Origin of the sequence: Uliginosibacterium sp. sgz301328, from assembly GCF_041807905.1 — a bacterium.
Classification (GTDB): Bacteria; Pseudomonadota; Gammaproteobacteria; order Burkholderiales; family Rhodocyclaceae; genus JBGVSA01.
On record NZ_JBGVSA010000004.1, the window covers coordinates 53,831 to 71,607 of the forward strand.

20 protein-coding genes are annotated in these 17,777 nt (G+C 64.0%); 12 read left to right on the plus strand and 8 right to left on the minus strand.

What is annotated here, in order from left to right:
* Positions 1–57: 57 nt before the first annotated feature.
* The 4 genes from ACDA63_RS04180 to ACDA63_RS04195 all read left to right on the plus strand — a co-directional run bounded on the left by ACDA63_RS04180 (position 58) and on the right by ACDA63_RS04195 (position 5,435).
* Entirely contained in the window at positions 58–552 is a 495-nt protein-coding gene (locus ACDA63_RS04180; protein ID WP_373661926.1) for a DUF494 family protein, read from the plus strand.
* A 194-nt stretch (positions 553–746) separates the two neighbouring features.
* Positions 747–3,272: a DNA topoisomerase III gene (locus ACDA63_RS04185; protein WP_373661927.1), complete on the plus strand. Its 2,526-nt coding sequence runs from the start codon at positions 747–749 to the stop codon at positions 3,270–3,272.
* Positions 3,273–3,280: 8 nt separating this feature from the next.
* Positions 3,281–3,850, plus strand: a complete 570-nt coding sequence (locus tag ACDA63_RS04190) for a DUF924 family protein (RefSeq protein ID WP_373661928.1) — start codon at positions 3,281–3,283, stop codon at positions 3,848–3,850.
* Positions 3,851–4,106: 256 nt separating this feature from the next.
* Positions 4,107–5,435: an MFS transporter gene (locus ACDA63_RS04195; RefSeq protein ID WP_373661929.1), complete on the plus strand. Its 1,329-nt coding sequence runs from the start codon at positions 4,107–4,109 to the stop codon at positions 5,433–5,435.
* A gap of 98 nt (positions 5,436–5,533) precedes the next feature.
* Here ACDA63_RS04195 and ACDA63_RS04200 read toward each other — a convergent pair whose 3' ends face one another.
* A complete protein-coding gene (locus tag ACDA63_RS04200) occupies positions 5,534–6,142 on the minus strand; it encodes a flavin prenyltransferase UbiX (RefSeq protein WP_373661930.1) in 609 nt (202 codons plus the stop codon).
* The gene (locus ACDA63_RS04205) at positions 6,139–6,579 is read right to left on the minus strand and encodes a Gx transporter family protein (protein WP_373662105.1); all 441 of its coding nucleotides are present in this window, start codon (positions 6,577–6,579) and stop codon (positions 6,139–6,141) included. The genes ACDA63_RS04200 and ACDA63_RS04205 overlap by 4 nt, the downstream gene beginning before the upstream one ends.
* Before the next feature lie 229 nt (positions 6,580–6,808).
* On the opposite strand from ACDA63_RS04205, the gene ACDA63_RS04210 reads away from it, so the two are divergent.
* The 6 genes from ACDA63_RS04210 to ACDA63_RS04235 all read left to right on the plus strand — a co-directional run bounded on the left by ACDA63_RS04210 (position 6,809) and on the right by ACDA63_RS04235 (position 12,442).
* On the plus strand, positions 6,809–7,258 hold the full coding sequence (locus tag ACDA63_RS04210; RefSeq protein ID WP_373661931.1) for a MarR family winged helix-turn-helix transcriptional regulator: 450 nt from the start codon (positions 6,809–6,811) through the stop codon (positions 7,256–7,258).
* 11 nt (positions 7,259–7,269) lie between these two features.
* The gene (locus ACDA63_RS04215) at positions 7,270–7,836 is read left to right on the plus strand and encodes an isochorismatase family protein (protein ID WP_373661932.1); all 567 of its coding nucleotides are present in this window, start codon (positions 7,270–7,272) and stop codon (positions 7,834–7,836) included.
* 23 nt (positions 7,837–7,859) lie between these two features.
* Entirely contained in the window at positions 7,860–9,134 is a 1,275-nt protein-coding gene (locus ACDA63_RS04220; RefSeq protein WP_373661933.1) for an MFS transporter, read from the plus strand.
* Positions 9,135–9,293: 159 nt separating this feature from the next.
* Complete coding sequence (locus ACDA63_RS04225) at positions 9,294–11,240, plus strand: DUF1631 family protein (RefSeq protein ID WP_373661934.1); 1,947 nt, start codon at positions 9,294–9,296, stop codon at positions 11,238–11,240.
* A 104-nt stretch (positions 11,241–11,344) separates the two neighbouring features.
* A complete protein-coding gene (locus ACDA63_RS04230; protein WP_373661935.1) occupies positions 11,345–11,725 on the plus strand; it encodes a ribbon-helix-helix domain-containing protein in 381 nt (126 codons plus the stop codon).
* A gap of 72 nt (positions 11,726–11,797) precedes the next feature.
* Positions 11,798–12,442: a YceH family protein gene (locus ACDA63_RS04235; protein ID WP_373661936.1), complete on the plus strand. Its 645-nt coding sequence runs from the start codon at positions 11,798–11,800 to the stop codon at positions 12,440–12,442.
* A 10-nt stretch (positions 12,443–12,452) separates the two neighbouring features.
* Here the strand turns inward: ACDA63_RS04235 and ACDA63_RS04240 are convergent, their stop codons facing one another.
* On the minus strand, positions 12,453–12,719 hold the full coding sequence (locus ACDA63_RS04240) for a hypothetical protein (protein ID WP_373661937.1): 267 nt from the start codon (positions 12,717–12,719) through the stop codon (positions 12,453–12,455).
* Positions 12,720–12,857: 138 nt separating this feature from the next.
* Between ACDA63_RS04240 and ACDA63_RS04245 the strand changes: the two genes are divergently transcribed.
* Positions 12,858–13,112 carry a YkgJ family cysteine cluster protein gene (locus ACDA63_RS04245; protein WP_373661938.1) on the plus strand — a complete coding sequence of 85 codons (255 nt, stop codon included), beginning with the start codon at positions 12,858–12,860 and terminating at the stop codon, positions 13,110–13,112.
* 11 nt (positions 13,113–13,123) lie between these two features.
* Here the strand turns inward: ACDA63_RS04245 and ACDA63_RS04250 are convergent, their stop codons facing one another.
* The 5 genes from ACDA63_RS04250 to ACDA63_RS04270 all read right to left on the minus strand — a co-directional run bounded on the left by ACDA63_RS04250 (position 13,124) and on the right by ACDA63_RS04270 (position 17,339).
* Entirely contained in the window at positions 13,124–13,816 is a 693-nt protein-coding gene (locus tag ACDA63_RS04250) for a helix-turn-helix transcriptional regulator (protein ID WP_373661939.1), read from the minus strand.
* Positions 13,817–13,866: 50 nt separating this feature from the next.
* A complete protein-coding gene (locus tag ACDA63_RS04255; RefSeq protein WP_373661940.1) occupies positions 13,867–14,235 on the minus strand; it encodes a VOC family protein in 369 nt (122 codons plus the stop codon).
* Positions 14,236–14,353: 118 nt separating this feature from the next.
* On the minus strand, positions 14,354–15,511 hold the full coding sequence (locus tag ACDA63_RS04260; protein WP_373661941.1) for an Eco57I restriction-modification methylase domain-containing protein: 1,158 nt from the start codon (positions 15,509–15,511) through the stop codon (positions 14,354–14,356).
* Positions 15,498–15,722 (minus strand): RNA-binding S4 domain-containing protein, encoded by a 225-nt coding sequence (locus ACDA63_RS04265; RefSeq protein WP_373661942.1) that lies wholly within the window; start codon positions 15,720–15,722, stop codon positions 15,498–15,500. Before ACDA63_RS04265 ends, ACDA63_RS04260 begins: the two co-directional genes overlap by 14 nt.
* Before the next feature lie 114 nt (positions 15,723–15,836).
* Positions 15,837–17,339 (minus strand): polysaccharide lyase family 1 protein, encoded by a 1,503-nt coding sequence (locus ACDA63_RS04270; protein WP_373661943.1) that lies wholly within the window; start codon positions 17,337–17,339, stop codon positions 15,837–15,839.
* Between ACDA63_RS04270 and ACDA63_RS04275 the strand changes: the two genes are divergently transcribed.
* A complete protein-coding gene (locus tag ACDA63_RS04275; protein WP_373661944.1) occupies positions 17,338–17,673 on the plus strand; it encodes a hypothetical protein in 336 nt (111 codons plus the stop codon). The genes ACDA63_RS04270 and ACDA63_RS04275 overlap by 2 nt on opposite strands.
* The last annotated feature ends 104 nt before the right edge of the window (positions 17,674–17,777 follow it).

The following is a 17,777-nucleotide window of genomic DNA, read 5'->3' on the forward strand; positions in this document are numbered from 1 at the left end:
CAGTTCATTGAATCGATTCTGGGTGACCGGCGACGGTCGCCAAAGGGGCCAAAACGCATGATCGACATCCTGGTGTACCTGTTTGAAACGTACGGCTACGCCGATGCTTGTCCCGCCGAACCCGAGCAGCTTGCCCGCAAGCTGAGCGCCGCCGGATTCGAAGAAGAAGAAATCTCCGACGCCATCGAATGGCTCGAAGGCCTGCGTGAGATCTCCGGGCAACCGGCGCCCGTCATCAATAGTGATAGTCGCGCTTTCCGCATCTTCAGCGACGAGGAACTGGCCTGTCTGGATGCCTCGTGCCGCGGTTTTCTGGCCTTCCTGGAATCCTCGGGGGTGCTCAACGCGGGCCAGCGCGAAGTGATCATCGAGCGCGCCATGGCCCTGCCTGGCGGTGAGGTGTCGCTGTCGCAGTTCAAGATCATCGTGCTGATGGTGCTGTGGCAACAGCAAGTCAATCTCGACATGCTGGTGCTCGACGAACTGCTGACCGAAGAGGTCGAAGACGGCGATGATCTTCCCGATGGCAGCGAGGCGGTGACGGTTCATTGAACGAAGCGCGCAACGGCCGGTCAATCCGGCCGTTGTCACATTGACGCCGCCCGTCCGGCGACAGGCGACGGTGCATTGTCGTTTGATGGCCCGTGTTGCGCTTTTATGCAGCGCGCTCCTATCATGCCGCACTCATCGCACCCCGCCGGGTGTGCGAAGGCGCTTTGCGTTCCCCCTTTTTCGAATTTCCGAGCATGAGCAAACAGCTGATCATTGCCGAAAAGCCTTCCGTTGCGCAGGACATCGCGCGCGCGCTGGGCGGCTTCACCCGTCAGGGCGATTACTTCGAGAGCGACGAATACGTGCTCTCGTCGGCGATCGGCCACCTGTTGGAACTGGCTGTGCCGGACGAATTCGAAGTCAAGCGCGGCAAATGGAGCTTCGCCCACCTGCCGGTGATTCCGCCGCACTTCAAGCTGAATCCGATTGAAAAGACCGCCGAGCGCCTCAAGCTGCTCGAACGCCTCATCAAGCGCAAGGAAGTCACCGGCCTCGTGAATGCCTGTGACGCGGGACGCGAAGGCGAACTGATCTTCAATTACATCGCCGAGCATTCCGGCACCGCCAAGCCGATCCGCCGTCTGTGGCTGCAATCGATGACGCCGCAAGCGATCCGCGACGGTTTCCAGCGCCTGCGCACATCCAACGAGATGTCCGGCCTGCGCGAAGCCGCCGTGTGCCGGGCCGAAAGCGACTGGCTCATCGGCATCAACGGCACGCGGGCCATGACCGCCTTCAACTCCAAGACCGGCGGTTTTCACCTGACCACGGTCGGCCGCGTGCAGACGCCCACGCTGGCGCTGGTGGTGGAGCGCGAAGAGCGCATCCGCAAGTTCGTCTCGCGCGACTACTGGGAGGTCGAGGCCCGTTTCGGCGCCGAGGCTGGCGAATACGTCGGCCGCTGGCTGAACGAATCGTTCAAGAAACCCGAAGACGATGAACACGCGACCGCGCATCGCCTGTGGAAGATCGAGCAGGCGCAGGCCATCGTCGACAAGTGCGAAGGCAAGCCGGGCAAGGTCGAAGAAGAGTCCAAGCCGTCGAACCAGCTCTCGCCGCTGCTGTTCGATCTGACCAGTCTGCAGCGCGAAGCCAACGGGCGCTTCGGTTTTTCGGCCCGCACCACGCTGCAACTGGCGCAGGCCCTGTACGAAAAGCACAAGGTCCTGACCTACCCACGTACCGATGCACGCGCGCTGCCCGAGGACTATGTCGGCCAGGTGCCGACCATCCTCGGCTCGCTGCCGGAGCAGTATTCAAAGCTCGCGGCCGACGTGATCAAGCACGGCTGGGTCAAGCCGAACAAGCGCATCTTCAACAACGCCAAGATTTCGGACCACTTCGCCATCGTGCCCACCGGCACGCATCCGAAGAACCTGTCCGAGGCCGAAGCCAAGATCTACGATCTGGTCACGCGCCGCTTCATCGCGGTGTTCTACCCGGCCGCCGAATACCTGATCACCACCCGCATCACGCGTGTCGAGGGCGAAGCCTTCAAGACCGAAGGTAAGGTGCTGGTCAATTCCGGCTGGCTGGCGGTGTACGGCAAGGAAGCCGCGATCGAGGGCGACGAAGGCGCCACCGGTTCACTGGTGGCGGTCAAGCCGGGCGAGACGGTCAGTACCGATGAAGTGACCGTCAAAGCCAACCAGACCAAGCCGCCGGCGCGCTTCAACGAAGCCACGCTGCTGTCGGCCATGGAAGGTGCGGGCAAGCTCGTCGACGACGAAGAACTGCGTGCCGCCATGGCGGGGCGCGGGCTGGGTACACCGGCCACGCGCGCGCAGATCATCGAAAACCTGATCGCCGAAACCTACATGCTGCGCGAAGGGCGCGAGCTGATCCCGACCGCCAAGGCGTTTTCGCTCATCACCCTGCTGCACGGCCTGGGCATCGAAGAACTGTCATCGCCGGAACTGACCGGCGAGTGGGAATACAAACTCTCGCAGATGGAAAAGGGTGCGCTGTCGCGTGCCGAATTCATGGATCACATCGAGTCCATGACGCGCGAGATCGTCGAGCGCGCCAAGAAGTTCGAGTCCGACACCGTGCCGGGCGACTTCGTCACGCTCAAGACGCCCTGCCCCAAGTGCGGCGGCGTCATCAAAGAGAATTACAAGAAATTCCAGTGCCAGTCGTGCGACTACTCACTGTGGAAGATCGTCGCCGGGCGCCAGTTCGAGATCCCCGAGATCGAAGAGTTGCTGTCGACCGGCCGCGTCGGTCCGCTGTTGGGCTTCCGCAACAAGATGGGCCGCGCCTTCAACGCCGAGATCAAGCTCAACGACGAAAAGCTGCCCGAATTCGATTTCGGCCAGCCGCGCGAAGAAGAAGGCGGCGAGGCACCGGATTTCTCCGACCAGCAATCGCTGGGCCCCTGCCCCAAGTGTCGGTCGAACGTGTTCGAACTGGGCATGGCCTACGTGTGCGAAAAATCGGTGGGGCCGGGCAAGAGCTGCGATTTCCGCTCGGGCAAGATCATCCTGCAGCAACCCATCGAACGCGAACAGATGGAAAAGCTGCTCAACACCGGCCGCACCGATCTGCTCAAGGGTTTTGTCTCGGCGCGCACCAAGCGCAAGTTCTCGGCCTTCCTGGTGCGGGGCGAGGACGGCAAGGTCGGATTCGAGTTTGAAAAGCGCGAAGCCAAAACGCCGGCAGCCAAGAAGCCGGCCGCATCGCGTGCCCGCAAGACGCCTGCCAAGAACGGCGCAGAGTAACGCGCGCCATGGCGTGCCAGCCTGATGATGTGCTGGATTTCTGGTTCGGCGCGCCGCCGCTGACCCAGCGTCGCGAATGGTTCGTCAAGGACGCGTCCTTCGATGCGACGATCGCGGCGCGTTTCGGCGATACGATCGAGGCTGCGCTGGCCGGCGACCTCACCGAATGGAACGCCACGCCGCGCGGGCGGCTGGCGCGCATCATCGTCCTCGACCAATTCACCCGCAACGTCTTCCGTGGCACGCCGCGCGCCTTTGCAGGCGATGCCCTTGCCCTGGCTTTGGCCGAAGAGGCGCTGGCCCGGGGAGAGGACCGGCGGCTCGATCCAATCGAGCGCATCTTCATGTACCTGCCGCTGGAACACGCCGAAGATCTCTCCGTGCAGCACCGCTGCGTCGCGGCCTTCGAGCGGCTGGCAAGCGAGCACGCAGGTTTCGACGAGACCTGTGACTACGCCCGCCGCCACTTCGTCATCATCGAACGCTTTGGGCGTTTTCCCCACCGCAATGTGATTCTCGGGCGCGCATCGAGCGATGACGAACGCGCTTTCCTTCTCCTGCCGGGTTCTGGTTTCTGAGTCGGCTATCAGATACGGCCTGTCGCGGCGCCGTAATAATCTGTAACTATCAGCATGTTGTGGGTATCCACAGCGCGACATAAGTCAAGAACCGTTAGAATGCTCACTGGCTGAGCAAGCCGACTCGTTCATCGCGCGGACACCTATCCCGTCCAGCCCCGCATCACCCACTACCCCCCGGGTGCAGAACAAGGCCGCTGCCGGTGGCCCACCCATCCCGCCGCAAGCCGCCTCCCTTTTCTCACTGTTGAGCATCATGAGCCAAGCCGAATTTACTGAGGCCGAGCTGCATCGGCCATTGAACCGCAGCGACTACAAGACTCTTTCGCTTTCCGCGCTGGGCGGCGCACTCGAGTTCTACGATTTCGTCATCTACGTATTCTTTGCCGCTGTCGTCGGCAAACTGTTCTTCCCTGCGGATATGCCTGACTGGCTGCGTCAGATGCAGACCTACGGCATTTTCGCCGCGGGCTACCTGGCGCGTCCGCTCGGCGGCATCATCATTGCGCACTTCGGCGACCTGTTCGGACGCAAGCGCATGTTCACGCTGTCGATCTTCCTGATGGCCGTGCCGACGCTGCTGATCGGCCTGCTGCCCACTTACGAGACGATCGGTTTTGCCGCACCTGTGCTGCTGCTGTTCTTCCGCATCCTGCAAGGCGCCGCCATTGGCGGAGAAGTCCCCGGAGCGTGGGTGTTCGTGGCAGAGCACGTACCGACGAGCCGCATCGGCATTGCCACCGGTACGCTGACCTCCGGCCTGACCGGCGGCATCCTGCTCGGTTCGTTGATGGCGGTTGCCATCAACAAGATCTACTCGGCCGAAGAAGTCGCCGCGTTCGCGTGGCGCATTCCGTTCATCGTCGGCGGTGTGTTCGGTTTTGTGGCCGTGTATCTGCGCCGCTTCCTGGAAGAGACGCCGATCTTCAAGGAAATGCAGGCCCGCAAGGCGCTGGCCAAGGGTTTCCCGCTCGAAGAGATCAAGCGTCACCTGTCCGGCACCATCATTTCGATGCTGCTGACCTGGGTGCTGTCGGCCGCCATCGTGGTGGTGATCCTGATGACGCCGGGCTACCTGCAGAAAGTGCACGGCATCACGCCGGTGCTGGCCGCCCAGGCCAATGCGCTGGCTACGCTGACGCTGACCGCCGGTTGCATCGTGTTCGGCTGGGCCTGCGACCGCTTCGGCGTGCGTCCTGCCATGCTGGTCGGCTATGCCGGCCTGCTGGGGGCGAGCTATTTCTTCTATCACAACGCGGGTAACGACTCGAGCCTGTTCCTGAGCTATGGCGTGGCGGGCTTCTTCGTCGGCAGCATCGCTACCGTGCCCTACGTGGCCGTGCGCGCGTTCCCGGCGGCGATCCGCTTTTCGGGTCTGTCGTTCTCGTACAACGTGTCGTACGCGATCTTCGGCGGCCTCACGCCGATGGTGCTGACGGCATGGCTGCAGGTCGACAAGCTGGCGCCGGCCCACTACGTGGGTTCGCTGGCGGTGCTGGGCTTCCTGCTGGCGTTCGTGCCGCTGGCGGGTCGCCAGTCGGCCAGCCGTATCGTCGGAACGTCGCTGGCAACGCAGGCGCGCTGATCCGATTTCGTGCCCGGCCAGGGCATGTGACGCGCAACGGTGGGCAACCGCCGTTGCGCGTTTTTTGTTTGGTGGACCGTAGAACCGGCGCGGTTCTGCTATTGGTCGGCGTCGCCCCAACGCGCGACCAACGCGTGCGGCACGCCGAGCTGGTCGAGAACGCGCGCCACGACAAAATCGACGAGATCTTCGACGCGTTGCGGCCGGTGATAGAAGCCGGGCGATGGCGGCAGGATCACCACACCCATGCGCGACAGGCGCAGCATGTTTTCGAGGTGCAGGGTCGAGAACGGTGTTTCGCGCGGCACCAGCACCAGCGTACGGCGTTCTTTCAGGCAGACATCCGCTGCGCGCTCGATGAGGTTGTTGGACAGTCCGGCGGCAATTGCCGCGAGCGTGCCCATCGTGCACGGGCACACCGCCATCGCGTCCGGAGGATTGGAACCCGATGCCAGCGGCGCAAACCACTCTTCGCGTCCGTACACCTGAAGCCGATCTTCCGGCGCGCCGTACCGTTCCATCAACCAGGTCCGGGCCTCCGACGCACGCGACGGGAGCGCGATATCCATCTCCTGTCGAGCGACGATCTGAGCAACCTGCGAATACAGCACCTGCACGCGGCAATCTGCCTGCAGCAAGCATTCGATCAATCGCAGGCCGTAGGGCATGCCCGAGGCGCCGGTCAGGGCGACAGCGATGGTTTTCATGGTTTCTCGTCGAGCAGGCGGGCTGTCACGAGCCCGTTGATGGTCCCGAATAGTAATGCCGCCGCCGCAAACACGGGAGACAGAGCCCACAGGCCCTCGTGCGGCACCAGCCACAAGCGTGCCAGCATCAGTTGCCCACCGATATGCGCGAAAGCGGCAAGGATGCTCAGCGACACCGGGCCGAACCACCGTGCTGGCAAACGCGCGGCGACGGCCAGCACGGCAAGGCTCGTCAGGCTGCCGGCCAGGCTCAGGAAGAAGCCGGACGCCATGAACTGCCCGAGCAGCAGGCCCCCCGCGAGCACACGCAGCAGCGCTACCCAAGCGGCCTCGCGCCAGCCATGGCGCGACAGCACCAGCAACACGACGATGTTCGCCAGCCCCGGCTTCACGCCCGGCAGGGGCGTAGGGATGGCGGCTTCGGCCACCGACAGCACGGTCGCCGCCGTCGCGTACCGGGCGATGCGGAAGTCTGAAGCGTCGGCAGTGATGAGTCGGGTCGGCACGGTCGCCATTATCGCGCGAACGCCCTGGACTTGCCGTGCCCTCGCAGGCGATGCGGTACGCCCTGTTACAAGTCCGGACTTCCGCTATGGACGATGGAAGCGTAAAGTTCAACTACTAAGTTTAACTTCGTAGTTTGACTGGATAAGTAGCGGAGCCATCTTGAGCGACAAGCCCGATAGCGTCGAGTCCCCGAACACCCAGAGCGTTGCGGTCGATCTGCGCGTGCTCGTGGGCAAGTTGCGCCGCAAATTGCGCGAGGCTGCGGATACGCAGGGCCTCAATGATGCGCAGCGATCCGCGCTCATGCACCTGGAGCGCGAAGGTACGTCCACCGTGACTGCGATGGCGCAGGCCGAAGGCATGCGGTCGCAATCGATGGGTGCCATCGTCACGGTGTTGATGGACGCAGGACTGGTCAGTGGCGCACCCGACCCGACTGACGGGCGTCGCACACTGCTGTCGCTGACCTCCGAGGCGCGCAAATACATCCGGCAACTGCGGGCCGCGCGCGAGGACTGGCTGGTGCAGAGCATCCAGTCGAAATTCTCTGCCACGGAACAAAAACAACTGGCGCGTGGCGTCGATCTGCTCAAGCGCCTCGTCGAATAATGGGAGTCCCAATGTCCGTCACTACGCTCGACCCGCACACCGCACTGGTCCTCATCGATCTCCAGCGCGGCATCGTCGCGCTGCCCACCGCGCATCCGGCAGACGATATCGTCGCGCGCGGCGCCCGGCTCGCAGCGGCGTTCCGCCGGCGCGGGCTGCCGGTGGTGCTGGTGAATGTGGCGGGCGGTGCTCCCGGCCGCACGGAGCAGCCACGGCGTACCGACGCGTACCCACCGGATTGGGCTGTGCTCGTGCCCGGACTCGATCAACAACCGAGCGACCTCCTTGTCACCAAGCGGACCTGGGGCGCATTCACCGACACCCGGCTGAAGGCGCTGCTGGCAGATCGCGGCGTGACGCACATCGTGCTGGCCGGCATCTCGACGAGTATCGGCGTGGAGTCCACCGCGCGGCAGGCTCATGAGCTTGGACTGAACGTGACGCTGGCCGTCGACGCGATGACCGACACCAACGCCGACGCCCATATCAACAGCGTCACACGCATCTTTCCGCGCCTGGGAGAAACCGGCACGACCGACGAAATACTCGCCCTGCTCGAAAGAACGCAGAACACCTGAGGACCGCACGAAGGAATAGCCCCATGGACCGCAGCACATTCCGCTCCCTTGGCAACTACAACTACCGACTCTGGGCGGCGGGTGCGCTGGTGTCCAACGTCGGAACGTGGATGCAGCGTACGGCGCAGGATTGGATCGTGCTTGCCGAACTGACTCATCGCAGCGCGACCGCGGTGGGGATCGTCATGGCGCTGCAATTTGGCCCGCAACTGTTGTTGCTGCCGCTGACCGGGCTTGCTGCCGACCGCCTCGACCGCCGCAAGCTGCTCATCGCGACGCAAGCGACAATGGGTGCGCTCGCACTCGCCCTGTCGATACTGACCATCACCGGACTCGTACAGCTATGGCATGTGTACGTTTTCGCATTTCTGCTCGGATGCGCGTCGGCCTTTGATGGCCCCGCTCGCCACACCTTCGTTTCCGAATTGGTCGGGCAGGCCGACCTTGCCAACGCGGTCGCGCTCAACTCCACGTCGTTCAATGCCGCGCGCATGATCGGCCCCGCCATGGCCGGCGTGCTGATCGCCGCCGTGGGCAGCGGGTGGGTGTTCCTCATCAACGCCGTGTCCTTTGTGGCGGTACTGGTTTCCTTGTTCCGTCTGCGTGCCGGAGAGTTGCATCCGCGTCCTGCCGCACGCCAGGCCAAGAATGGCCTCGCGGAGGGTTTCCGTTATGTATGGGGGCGCCCCGACCTGCGCGCTGCGCTGTTCGCGCTGCTGTTGGTGGGCACGTTCGGCCTGAACTTCCCGATCTTCATCTCGACCATGTCGGTCACCGTGTTCCACGGTGGCGCGGGACAGTACGGGCTGCTGTCATCGGCGATGGCCATTGGCTCCGTGACCGGTGCGCTCATGGCCGCCCGTCGCGCACGCCCGCGCATTTCGCTGTTGCTGACCGGGGCGAGCGTGTTCGGAGTCGCGTGTGCCGTCGCGGCATCGATGCCGCATTACGTGCTGTTCGGTATGGCGCTGGTGGTCGTCGGTCTGTCGGCACAGACGATCACGACCTCGACCAACAGCCTTGTCCAGTTGTCGACCGAGCCCGCGCTGCGCGGCCGGGTGATTGCGATCCTGCTGGCGATCTCGCTGGGCAGCACGCCCGTCGGGGCGCCGATCGTAGGCTGGGTTGCGGACACCTTCGGGCCGCGCTGGGCGTTGGCGGTGGGTGCGGCATCCGGCATCGCGGCGGCGCTCGTGCTCTTGCGCTACCTGATGAAATACCGCGGCGTGCGCGTGCGAATCGATTCCGGCCTGCCGCGGCTGGTGCCTTCCATCGTTCATCGTACACGCGCCGGTTGACGCGATGCCAGCGGCCCGTCCGTCACGGACTTCAAGCGTGATACGAACGGTTCAGCACGCTTCCTGACCTGCCATGACGGCGGCTCAAGAGACGTTCGTCACGGCGGAAAGGCGAATCACTTGCCATCGCGCAGGGCCACACATATAGTCGATTGGCCCATGCTGCCCACGAACAATTCTTCGCTTCCCTCCTCGCTACGCGACAAGCTTCTGGCCGAAGCGCGAGGCGAACTGCTGGATGGGTTGCGCCAATGCTTGCGCACCATCGGATTCTCGATGCCCGATGTGGTCGAAATCGGTGCCACGGCCGCTGGAGAGTGCTTTGATGAACTGGCACGGCTCAAGGACCGGCGCGGGTTCGAAATGGCGCGCAGCCTGACGGCATCGCGCATCAGCCTGCTGCATGAAGCCGACCTCGAATTTTCGATCCGCCTGACCGACCTCGCTCGCCGCCTGCGCGAGCTGACCGAAGAAGAACTCCATCCGCTGCATATGCGCTTCGTGCGATTGCTCGATCAGCGCGACGCCAGCGACGAACAGACCCCCGTCGGACCGGACGCGGCCTGTGCCGCATTGCGTGCCATCGTCGAAGAAGCCGGGCTGGAGCCCGACATGCGCCTGCATATGCTGGTGCGCGCCGAGGCGCCGTTTGGCGCCATGCTGCGTCAGTTGTATCGCAAGCTCAATGAACGCTTTGAGCTGGCGGGCGTGGCCGGCAGCCTGTATGGGCGGCCGCGCAGTGCGCCCGCTGCGCCGCCCGAACTGCCGCCCGGCGGTTCGCTGCAACAACTCCAGCAGCGTCTGGTGGCCGCCGGTGCCCACGAGGCCATGACGAGCCATTCGCTCGATCCCGGGCTGTCGGCGGCGCTGCGCGAACAAGTTCTGTCATGGCTGGCCGACCAGCAGGCGCAGCGTGCCGGGCAGCCATCGGAAACACCCCTGCAAGGACTGGGCGCGGCCGGCTTGTCGGGCCTGCTCAGCGTGTCGACACGTGCTTCGCTCGAAGCTGTCAGCCAAGTGTTCGAGACGCTCTATGCCGACCCGTCCCTGCCGCCGGTCATCAAGGGACTGATCGGGCGATTGCAGATCCCCGTCCTGCGGCTGGCACTGACGGATGAAGGCGTGATGCTGCGCACCGACCACCCGGCACGCCTGCTGATCGATACGTTGGGGGCGGCGACCATCGGCCGCAATCTGCCGCATTCCGAACTGGCCGCGCTGCACGCCATCATCGACGTGCTGGAGCGTCGCCGCACCATCGACGCGCCGGCCTTCAGCGAAGCTCTCGCCGCCATCAATGCGCGCCATGACGCTGCCATCGCAGCACTGGCAGCCGAAGCCGAACCGTTCATTGCGGTGGCACAGCGAGAAGAACAGCGCGAAGGTGCTGCGCGGCTCGCCTCGCAAGCGCTGCGAGCCATGCTGGAAGGCAACGTGCCGACGTCGGTGACCAACTTTCTGCGCTACTACTGGGTGCGCGTGCTGATCGGCGCGCTCACCGCCCGAGGCGAGCGCTCTGACATCTGGCGCAGCCTGCTCGAATCCGCTCACCGCCTTGTGCAGAGCTGCCAGGACGTGAACACGCCCGAGGCGCGCGATGCGCTCGCCAAGGCGCTGCCGGATCTGGTCAAGCGCCTGGACGCCGGTCTTGCACTCGTTGGGCTGGACGAGGCCGGACGCCATCAGGCGCTGGGGCCGTGCCTCGATATGCATACGGCCATGATCCGGAATCAACCGCTTCCCGAAGTACAGCCGATAGCCGCTCGCCCCGGACTGCGCTGGCGCAGCGTGCCGGAGACGACGCGCCTGCGCATTGCCCGCGCGCCGGAATATCTGCCCTACGAGCCAGAACCCTCGCAGCAGGCTGAATCCCTGCAGATCGGCAGTCCGCTCACCTGCAACCTGCCCGACCTGGGCGAGCGGATCGGCTCCGTCGCGTGGGTGGGGCCGGCGCGGCGTGTCGTGCTGTGGACCACGCCTGGTGTGCATGGCATGTCGATATTGCCGATGCGCTGGATCGCTGAAGGCTTCAAGACCGGCGACGCGAGTCTGCCGCGCGGTGGCAGCCTGTTCGAACACCTCGCCTCGACGGCGCTCTGCCGCTGACCTCGCGGGTCGGGCTTCTCCCGATCCGCAGCGCACATATCCGCGCGGCCTGCTAGATTGAACCGAGCGGCGCATTCGACGCTGCCCCACGGAGAGAGGCTCGCATGTGCAGATTGTTCGTCGGCGCAGACCCCGATTTCTATCGCGCACGCTCGCGTTCGCTGCGCCTGCATGGCGTGGCGACCAGCATCCGGCTGGAGAACTTCTTCTGGAAAATACTCGCCGAGATTGGCGAACGCGACGGCCTGTCGCTCAATCAGCTCATCACTCGGCTGCATGACGAACTGGTGCAGACTGGTGCGGATCTGAGCGACCTGGGCAACTTCAGTTCATTCCTTCGCGTGAGTTGCATGCGTTATCTGTCGCTGCAATTGGCTGGCCACATCCCGCGCGATGCTGGCGTGCCGATCCGCAGTCTCGACGCCGAAGCCGTGCTGCGTGCCGAACGTGGCGCGAACAAACCGGAAGGGCGACTGGCCGCCTGACGACGTGGCGCATGCAGGCGGCTCCGGGACAAGGTATAAAGGGTCGGTTGTCGTTTCGTTCGTGCCCCGATCATGCCCGTTCCCCTGCTGTCCGCGCTCGAAGCGCGCATCCTTGGCGTCCTCGTCGAGAAACAACGTACCGTCCCCGATACCTACCCGTTATCGGTCAATGCGCTGGCCTCCGGCTGCAACCAGAAGACCAGCCGCGATCCGGTGATGAACGCCAGCGAAGGCGAAATCCTCTCGGCGATCGACAGCCTGCGCGCGCAGACGTTGGTGATCGAATCCTCCGGCAGTCGCGTGGCGCGCTACGCGCACAACATGGATCGCGTACTCCATGTGCCCAGCCAGTCGGTGGCGCTGCTCGCCACGCTCATGCTGCGTGGCCCGCAGACGACGGCAGAGCTGCGCGCCAACAGCGAGCGGCTGCACAAGTTTGCCGACGCCTCATCGGTCGAAGCCTTTCTCGAAGAGTTGGCCGAGCGTGCCGATGGCGCACTGGTGATGATGCTGCCGCGCGCGCCCGGTAGCCGCGAGAGCCGGTGGACGCACCTCTTGTCCGGCGAGCCGGATCTGTCGGCCATGGCGGTGGCGGCGCCAGCGGCTGCGGGACCTGCTGGCCCGCTCGCCGAGCGTGTGGAAGCACTGGAGGCAGAAGTCAGCCGACTGCGCGAACAACTGGCTCGCGTGATGACGGAGCTGGGAATCGAAGCTTGAGGGCAGCGCCTCAGGCGGCGCGACCGTTGCCGACGAATTCCGGGAACAGGCTCATGGGTGGAAGTTCGTGATCGGACTCCACCAGCCCGCGACGGCCGAGCTCAAAGATGATCGTGTCGGGGTCGCCCACCGTCGCCAGTTGCGGGCGCAGCTCGCACCACGGCGTCTTGCCATTGACCATCAGCAGGGCGGAACGCAGGCGTCGCGGCAGCGTGTCGTCGTTCTGGATCGCGGCGCGGCCCTTGGCGGTCTTGTAGTAGATTTCCTGATCAAACATGAACATCCCCCGCGAGGCATCCTACGTGGCCCTCCGTTGCTTTGAAACGGTCAACGGGCGAACGGGCCGCGCACGCGGACTAGCGTTTGAACAAACGTTCAAACACTTTCCTCGCAGATTTGAATCCTTGTGTCACCCATGAACTGTCGCCCGCACTGCGGGGCCTGCTGCATCGCCCCCTCGATCTCGTCCCCGATCCCCGGCATGCCACACGGCAAGCCGGCCGGCGTGCCGTGCGTGGAGCTCGACGAAAACCTGCGTTGTCGCATTTTCGGTCAGCCGGAACGACCCGCCTGTTGTGCCGGCTTGCAGCCGGCGCAAGACATGTGTGGCGAATCGCGCGAGCATGCGGTGCGGTGGATCGCCCACCTTGAGGCAGTCACGAGGCCGTAATGGGCCAAGTGTCATGCCTTTGTTTTTCCGGTAGCCGTCAGCCAGTCGAAGAAGTCAGTAAGGCGCCGACCGCGCACGTCGGGATAGCGGTCGTTGTCGACCCGCAGATGCTGGATGCGGTCGACGCGGAAGTGGCGGAAGTCGTCGCGCAGCAGGCACCAGCCCACCAGCGTCCAGTTCTGACCCCAGAAGAACAGACCGAGCGGCCACACAGTGCGCTCCGATTCGGCTTTGTCTTCGCGCATGTACTGCATGTGCGCGACGCGGCGCTGACGCACGGCGGTGCGTAGTTCGCCGAGCCAGCGTGGGCGGGCAGCGTATTCGATGGGCGGCACGAAGAGACGTGCGGCGTCGACTTCGCGCCGGCGTTCTTCCGGTAGTGCGTTGTGGATCTTGGCGAGTGCAGCGGTCGCCGCGCGGGCAAGTTCCTCGTCGCCCCAGGCCTGCACCATACGCGAGCCGATGATGAGCGCTTCGATCTCATCCGTGTCGAACTGCAATGGCGGCAGGTCGACACGGTGGCGCAGGCGGTAGCCCACGCCGGCTTCGCCTTCGATGGGCACGCCCGACAGCGACAGATCCTGGATGTCGCGATAGAGCGTGCGCAGCGATATCTGCAACTGATCGGCCAGCCATGCACCTGTCACGCTGTGGCGGCTGCGCAGCAGTTCGACGAGGCGATAGAGGCGGTCGGCACGGCGCATGGCAGGGGATCAGTGGCGGGGAGTCGGCATATTACTGCGCTGCGGCCGGTTCAGTTCGGCGAGTGCAGGCCGATGAGATTGCCTTCGGTGTCGGCGAAGAGTGCGATGTAGCCAATCTCCGGGCTGATCTGCTGGCGTGGCAGCATGATCTTGCCACCGGCGTCCTCGATGCGATCGAGGATCGGGCGCATGTCGTTGCCGCCGTTCAGATAGACCTTCACGCCGTCTTGTCCCGGCTTCATCTTGTCCATTTCAACGACCGCCCCGCCCACACCTGGCTCGCGGTACGGGAACAGCGCCAGTCGGCAGTTCGGCATGCTCTCGATTGGCATGTCGACGTCGAGGATGGTCTGGTAGAAGCCGCGGGCGCGTTGGAAATCGGTGGCGGGAATCTCGAACCAGTTGAGGGCGTTTCGCATGGCAGCACTCCTTGTGCGGTGAAGAAGAGGCGCCACTTTGAAGGGGGGCTGCTGACAGCATGGTGTCAGTAGACTTGGCGGGACGCTGACAAACCCGCCAGGAATCTGCGGCCACCGTTCACCGCAGGTGCGAGAGAAACTTCTCCGGCAGCAGGCAGTGCTGCAGCGATCGTTGCGAAAACAGAAAGCGCCCATCGCACACGAAGCCCAGTTCGGCCCACGGGACTTCGTTGAGCGCTGCGGCCACGCGTTCGACGTCGAGCGAGGTGTCGTGCGGGAAGATCGCCATCACCGATCCGTCATAGTCTTTGCACGCATGCGTGAAGAACGGTGCAGCTCGGCGGGTCTTGCAGTTGACGTAGATACGCGGGGCGTCCGAGCGCGCGTGCTCGCGCCCCCAGCGCCACCAGTTGCGTTCGTCGAACTTGCGCACGCGGCGGCTCAGCAGCGCGGCTTTGTGGGCGTCGAGATGCGGGTGCTGCACGTTGTACAGCATGCGCCGCGTAGCGCCCGTGCGGGCCGTGCCTGAGTAGACGAACTCCACATTTCCATCGGCGTGCGTGAAGACACGGTCGGCGCCCGATACCGCTCCGACGCGTACGCTGAAGAGGCTGTCGAACGGGACACTGAAGCGGTTGGACAGGAACAGCAATTGCCCGTTGTGGCAATCGAAGCTGCGGCCATCCGACATGCGGCGATCGTGCCGCCCTTTTTCAAAGCGGAAGATTGCGCAGTTGGGAATCGCGCCTTCGAAGATGCGCGCGTCGCCCAGGTCTTCGAAATCAGTGATGGTGCCTTGATCGAACAAGTGACGGTTGAGCCGCCGGGCGCCGGTCGCCTTGATGAAGTCGCGCGGCGTGATGAAGATCAGCTCGCCGCCCGGCTGAAGGTGCCGCATGCATTTTTCGATGAAGAACAGGTACAGGTTGCTGCGCGAGTCGAACAAGCGCATGTCGAGCTTGCCGCGCGTCGCCGGCAGGATGTCCTGGTAGCGCACGTACGGCGGATTGCCGATGATGGTGTCGAAGCGCTCGCCAGCGGGCAGGTCGAAAAAATCCATGACCCGTGCATCGTGCGGTGCGACGCGGGCGTCGTATTCGATGGCCATGCAGCCCGTGATGCGCGACGAGAATGCGCCGTCGCCGCACGAAGGCTCCAGCGTGCGGCCGTGATTGCGGCGCAGCGCAAGCATGCGTTCGACGATGCGCGGCGGCGTGAAGACTTGCCCGAGCTGGGCAACGTCGCGCGGCGGGGCGATCAGTTCAGCGAGCGCCACCCGTGACCTCGATCGTCTCGCCCGCGACGCGCACCGTGCTGCCGGCGCGCAGCTTGCGCGTTTTGCGCAGTTCGACCTCGCCGTCCACCGTCACCAGCCCATCCGCGATCATGGCTTTGGCGGCGCCGCCGGATGAGGCGATCGACAGCAGCTTGAGCAGCTTGTCCAGTTCGATGTATTCGGTCGTAAGGGCGAAGGTGTGTGTCGTCACGACAGTCAGGCGGGGAGGTGGCGGAGGCCAAGGTTAACACAGCCCGGCGCGGCCGAAAAAAAGCCCGACGCATGGCCGGGCTTCGAGGGTCCGCCCATGGACGGGCGGGGTGTTCTAGAGCTTGCCCGCGCCGGCGTTGGCCGTGACCTTGGCCTTGATGCCGGTCGTTGCTTCCAGCGTGTAGCTGTAGACGCTGGACGGCTTCCAGACCGTGTCGGTGCTCAGCAGAACCGGCTTGCTCGCAGCGGCGGCGGCAATGTTGGCGGCCGCGAAGATGTCCTGCGGGGCGCCATTGAGCACGGAGCCTGCGTCGTAGTAATACGTGTTCTGACCGACGTCTGCCGATGTGCCAGTGGTGGGCGAAGCCTTGTGCCACACATAGAACATCGAGTTCACGCTGGCCTTGGTCGTGTTGCCCGACGGAGCGTCCTGGATGTCGAAGACGTTGTTTTCCGAATAGATCTTCGACAGGTAGCCGATGCCCATGCCGTACAGGAAGCGGTTGTTCGGCACCGGGATGTTGTCGCTGTCGATCGGTGCGTACTGGCCGGTGTAGCCGACCTGGCCGCTGTAGTAGTTGTCATAGACGTGAACCTTGCCGAAGCGCACTCGCGGCAGGCGCTGGCCAGCGTTTTCCCACCAGTTATGGTGCAGCGTGACCGACAGGGCGCCGAGGCCGTTGGTGGAGATGCCGGTCGTGCTGTCGTAGGTGCCGACGGAGTCCGAGCCGCCAATCAGGTGCGTCTTGTCGTGGTTCTTCACGTGGTTGTACGACAGGGTCACGTAGTTCGACCTGTTGGTGATATCCACGGCGCCGTCATGGTGCTCGACGACGTAGTCCAGACCCTTGTGCGGCAGTTCGAAGACCGACGGGAACATCCAGTCCTCACGATCGCCATCGGTGAAGGTGCAGTGGTCGATCCACACGTGCGTGCCGCCAGACAGGCTCAGCGTGTCGTAGTTCGAGTTCCAGTGGCCGCCCGGACACATCTGCGGGCCGGTCGTGGCATCGACGTACGTGGCCTGGCAGCCCGGCTTGGTGGTGTCGAGCACCCACGAGTCGGTCGGATCCCAGGCCGGGAAGTAGTCGAACGAATCTTCGAACGTGATGTTGCGCACGACCACGTTGTCGGTGCCGTCGCCGATCGAAATCTGGCCCTTGATGATGCGAGCGTCCGAGCCCAGGCCGATGAGCGAAGTATTGGAGCCCAGTGCGACCTTGACGACCTTGGACTGATTGCCCGAAGACGTGGTGCGGAGTGTCTCCTGCGTGCCGGACGGCTTCTTCGGCTTGTTCGTGGTATCCAGCGTCGTATTCCAGACGCTCGGCTTGTAGGCGGCGACATAGGCGTCAAAGCTATAGCCGGGGGCCGCGTAGTCAGCTTCCTTCAGCTCGACCAGTGCCTTGTTCATCGACAGCGTGATGGTGCCCTTGACGTAGATGATCTTCTTCGTCGTATCGAGCGTGCCGGTGAAGGAGCCGTCGTCGTTGATCACGGCATTGGTGTAGAGCGCCTGGATCAGTTCGTTGCGGTTGGTGACCGTGTAGGTGTGCGCTGCGTCGGCGCCGTTGCCGCCGGACGTGCCCGTCGCGCCCAGATTGTTGGTGCCGACCATGGCCCAGCCATCCGCACCGAGCGAGCCCACCGGCAGTGCGCTGCTGGAGGACGAACTCGAGGAACTGGTCGAGGAGCTCGACGAGCTGCTCGATGAGGAGCTCGTCGAAGAGCTGACCGAAGACGAGCTGCTCGAAGTCGAACTGCTCGACGAGGACGTCGTGGAACTGGAAGAAGAGGTGCTGGAAGAGCCGTCGTCGTCGCTGCCGCAGGCCACGAGGGTGGCGCTGAGCAGGGCGGCGAGCAGCAGCGAGGGTGCTTGCCGATTCATGTGTGAGTCTCCTCCGGGTGTAAATATGTCAGACAATTCAGACACTTGCGGACTGGTCATCTGAAGACCCGGTAATTTTGTGAGTTTGCCCATGTTTCTGGCGCTTTGTGATCGATAACAATTTGCCCGAAACGACGCCGACTATACGCTTCACTATTTCGGTACAGC